The sequence below is a fragment of the Pseudomonas sp. NPDC088444 genome, assembly GCF_044900175.1.
GTDB lineage: Bacteria > Pseudomonadota > Gammaproteobacteria > Pseudomonadales > Pseudomonadaceae > Aquipseudomonas.
Genome location: NZ_JBJDNK010000027.1, coordinates 1 through 4,426, shown reverse-complemented (window position 1 = coordinate 4,426; position 4,426 = coordinate 1). Strand labels below are relative to the sequence as shown.

Sequence of the window (4,426 nt, the reverse complement as noted above, 5' to 3'; positions counted from 1 at the left end):
CCGCCACGTCGTGGCGGGTGCACCCGCGTGTACACCACTACGCCGAAAAAACCTAACTCGGCACTGCGTAAAGTGTGCCGTGTGCGTCTGACCAACGGTTTCGAGGTTTCCTCGTATATCGGTGGTGAAGGCCACAACCTGCAAGAGCACAGCGTCGTTCTGATTCGTGGCGGCCGTGTAAAAGACTTGCCAGGTGTTCGTTATCACACCGTTCGCGGCTCTCTGGATACCTCCGGCGTTAAAGGTCGTAACCAGGGTCGTTCGAAGTACGGCACCAAGCGTCCGAAGTGATTCGGTCGTTTTGCAGTCGTTTTTTAAATTTATTGAGTCGATAAGAGTAAGGTCGGGCATTGCATTTCAATGTGTGCTGTCCCGAGCGAACCTGAAGACCGTTTGAGGGCTTATCATGCCAAGACGTCGCGTAGCAGCAAAGCGTGAGATTCTTGACGATCCGAAGTACGGATCCCAGATTCTCGCCAAGTTCATGAACCACGTAATGGAGAGCGGCAAGAAAGCCGTTGCCGAGCGTATCGTTTACGGTGCACTGGATACCGTTAAGGCGCGCAAGGCGGGTACTGACCCCCTGGAACTCTTCGAAAAAGCACTCGACGCCATCGCTCCGCTGGTCGAAGTGAAGTCGCGCCGCGTTGGTGGTGCTACTTACCAGGTTCCGGTTGAAGTACGTCCTTCTCGTCGTAATGCTCTGGCAATGCGTTGGTTGGTAGACTTCGCGCGCAAGCGCGGTGAGAAGTCCATGGCTCTGCGCTTGGCTGGCGAACTGCTGGATGCCGCCGAAGGTAAAGGTGCTGCGGTCAAGAAGCGTGAAGACGTGCACCGTATGGCTGAGGCCAACAAGGCTTTCTCGCACTACCGCTTCTAATTTCAGCGTCACTCAATTTGCGAGGGCTTTATGGCTCGTACTACTCCGATTAACCGCTACCGTAACATTGGTATCGTTGCTCACGTGGATGCTGGTAAAACCACCACCACCGAGCGCGTCCTTTTTTACACGGGCGTAAACCACAAAATGGGCGAGGTGCATGATGGCGCCGCGACCATGGACTGGATGGTGCAGGAGCAGGAGCGTGGTATTACCATTACTTCTGCTGCGACCACAGCTTTTTGGCAGGGCTCTGTCAAACAGCATAAAGACCGCTATCGCTTCAACATCATCGATACCCCTGGTCACGTTGACTTCACCATTGAAGTAGAGCGCTCGCTGCGCGTACTCGACGGCGCTGTTGTAGTGTTCTGTGGTACTTCGGGTGTTGAACCTCAGTCGGAAACCGTATGGCGTCAAGCCAACAAATACGGTGTGCCTCGTCTTGTTTACGTAAACAAGATGGACCGTGCTGGTGCGAACTTCCTGCGCGTCGTTGAACAGATCAAAAAGCGCCTGGGCCATACCCCGGTTCCAATTCAGCTGGCCATCGGTTCGGAAGACAACTTCCAGGGCCAGATCGACCTGATGACCATGGAAGCTGTGTACTGGAACGATGCTGACAAAGGCATGGAACCACGTCGCGAAGCCATTCCTGCAGAAATGCAAGAGCTGGCTGAAGAGTGGCGCAGCAACATGGTAGAAGCGGCGGCTGAAGCCAACGAAGAGCTGATGAACAAGTACCTGGAAGGTGAAGAGCTGTCGATCGAAGAGATCAAGGCCGCACTGCGTCAGCGTACTATTGCCGGCGAAATCGTTCTGGCTGTCTGCGGTTCGTCGTTCAAGAACAAGGGTGTTCCTCTCGTTCTTGACGCCGTTATCGACTACCTGCCAGCGCCTGTCGAGATCCCTGCGATCAAGGGTATCAACCCTGATGACAAGGACCTGGACAAGGATGACAAGGCTGTTCGTCACGACGAGCGTCATGCTGACGACAATGAGCCGTTCTCTGCGCTGGCATTCAAGATCGCGACCGACCCGTTTGTGGGCTCGATCACCTTTGTTCGCGTCTATTCGGGCGCTCTGAACTCGGGTGACTCGGTTCTGAACTCGGTTAAAGGCAAGAAAGAGCGTGTGGGCCGTATGGTTCAGATGCATGCCAACAGCCGCGAAGAAATCAAGGAAGTACTGGCGGGTGACATCGCTGCCCTGATCGGCATGAAGGATGTGACCACTGGTGAAACGCTCTGCGCACTGGATAAGCCAATTATCCTTGAGCGGATGGACTTCCCTGAGCCGGTGATTTCGGTTGCTGTTGAGCCGAAAACCAAAGATGACCAGGAAAAAATGGGTATCGCTCTGAGCAAGCTGGCTCAGGAAGACCCGTCTTTCCGCGTCAAGACCGATGAAGAGACTGGTCAGACGATCATCTCGGGCATGGGCGAATTGCACTTGGACATCCTGGTTGACCGGATGCGCCGTGAGTTCAACGTCGAAGCCAACATCGGTAAGCCGCAAGTTTCTTATCGTGAGAAGATCACCAAGAACTGCGAAATCGAAGGCAAGTTTGTTCGTCAGTCCGGCGGTCGTGGCCAGTTCGGTCATTGCTGGATTCGCTTTGCTCCTGCTGACGAAGGTCAGGAAGGTCTGCAATTCGTGAACGAAGTAGTGGGTGGTGTTGTTCCTAAGGAATACATCCCGGCTATCCAGAAGGGTATTGAAGAGCAGATGAAAAACGGCGTTGTTGCCGGTTATCCGCTCATCGGCCTGAAGGCAACCGTGTTCGATGGCTCTTACCACGACGTCGACTCCAACGAGATGGCGTTCAAGGTGGCTGCTTCCATGGCGACCAAGCAACTCGCGTCGAAAGGCGGTGGTGTTGTGCTTGAGCCGATCATGAAAGTAGAAGTTGTAACACCTGAGGACTACATGGGTGACGTGATGGGTGACCTGAACCGTCGTCGTGGTCTGATCCAGGGTATGGAAGATACGGTCTCTGGCAAGGTTATCCGTGCCGAAGTGCCGTTGGGTGAGATGTTCGGTTATGCGACCGACGTTCGCTCCATGTCTCAGGGTCGCGCGAGCTACTCTATGGAATTCTCCAAATACTCCGAAGCTCCGTCGAACATCGTCGAAGCTCTCGTTAAAAAACAAGGCTGATTCAGCCCTTTTAGGCTAGGAGTTCACTGTCGTGGCTAAAGAAAAATTTGAACGTAACAAACCGCACGTCAACGTTGGCACCATCGGTCACGTCGACCACGGTAAAACCACTCTGACCGCTGCTCTGACTCGCGTTTGCTCCGAAGTTTTCGGTTCGGCTAAAGTCGACTTCGACAAAATCGACAGCGCACCAGAAGAGAAAGCTCGTGGTATCACCATCAACACTGCGCACGTTGAGTACGACTCGTCTGTACGTCACTACGCGCACGTTGACTGCCCAGGTCACGCCGACTACGTCAAGAACATGATCACTGGTGCTGCCCAGATGGACGGCGCGATCCTGGTTTGCTCGGCTGCCGATGGTCCGATGCCACAAACTCGTGAGCACATCCTGCTGTCCCGTCAGGTTGGCGTTCCATACATCGTTGTCTTCCTGAACAAGGCTGACATGGTTGATGACGCTGAGCTGCTGGAACTGGTCGAAATGGAAGTTCGCGACCTGCTGAGCACCTACGACTTCCCGGGTGATGATACTCCGATCATCATCGGTTCGGCTCTGATGGCTCTGAACGGTCAAGACGACAACGAGATGGGCACCAGTGCTGTCAAGAAACTGGTTGAAACTCTGGACAGCTACATCCCAGAGCCAGAGCGTGCTATCGACAAGCCGTTCCTGATGCCAATCGAAGACGTATTCTCGATCTCGGGTCGCGGTACTGTTGTGACTGGTCGTGTTGAGCGTGGCATCGTTCGCATTCAGGAAGAAGTTGAGATCGTTGGTCTGCGTCCAACCACCAAAACTACCTGCACCGGCGTTGAAATGTTCCGCAAGCTGCTGGACGAAGGTCGTGCTGGTGAGAACTGTGGCGTTCTGCTGCGTGGCACCAAGCGTGACGACGTTGAGCGTGGTCAGGTTCTGGCCAAGCCGGGTTCGGTTAAGCCGCACACCAAGTTCACCGCAGAAGTCTACGTTCTGTCGAAGGAAGAAGGCGGTCGTCACACTCCTTTCTTCAAAGGCTACCGTCCACAGTTCTACTTCCGTACTACTGACGTGACTGGTTCTTGCGAACTGCCAGAAGGCGTTGAAATGGTAATGCCAGGTGACAACATCCAGATGGAAGTCACTCTGATCAAGACCATCGCAATGGAAGACGGCCTGCGTTTCGCTATCCGTGAAGGCGGTCGTACCGTCGGCGCTGGCGTCGTAGCCAAAATCATCGAGTAATTCTCTTTTGTAGAATTTGCTTGATGGATGAAAAAGCCCCCGCTTAGCGGGGGCTTTTTTATTGGGTTGACACCTATCAGGGGCGTCTATAGAATTGCGCCTCCTTTTAACGGGCGTATTGCGCTCGGTGGGAATAGCAGCCGGAGTCTGAAATCCAATGC

4 protein-coding genes are annotated in these 4,426 nt (G+C 54.0%); all 4 read left to right on the top strand.

Annotation, left to right across the window (positions count from 1 at the left end):
* The coding region (gene rpsL, locus ACI2KB_RS28990; protein ID WP_404640505.1) for a 30S ribosomal protein S12 at window positions 1-291 on the top strand (291 nt) is incomplete at its 5' end.
* A 115-nt stretch (window positions 292-406) separates the two neighbouring features.
* On the top strand, window positions 407-880 hold the full coding sequence (gene rpsG / locus ACI2KB_RS28985) for a 30S ribosomal protein S7 (RefSeq protein WP_007970418.1): 474 nt from the start codon (window positions 407-409) through the stop codon (window positions 878-880).
* A 30-nt stretch (window positions 881-910) separates the two neighbouring features.
* Window positions 911-3,040, top strand: coding sequence for an elongation factor G (fusA, locus tag ACI2KB_RS28980; RefSeq protein ID WP_404640503.1), 2,130 nt, complete (start codon window positions 911-913; stop codon window positions 3,038-3,040).
* A 31-nt stretch (window positions 3,041-3,071) separates the two neighbouring features.
* On the top strand, window positions 3,072-4,265 hold the full coding sequence (gene tuf, locus ACI2KB_RS28975; RefSeq protein WP_108240410.1) for an elongation factor Tu: 1,194 nt from the start codon (window positions 3,072-3,074) through the stop codon (window positions 4,263-4,265).
* Window positions 4,266-4,426 lie beyond the last annotated feature (161 nt).

Coding starts and splice junctions, on each gene's coding strand:
- rpsG (WP_007970418.1), top strand. CDS start 407: ATGCCAAGACGTCGCGTAGCAGCAAAGCGTGAGATTCTTGACGATCCG.
- fusA (WP_404640503.1), top strand. CDS start 911: ATGGCTCGTACTACTCCGATTAACCGCTACCGTAACATTGGTATCGTT.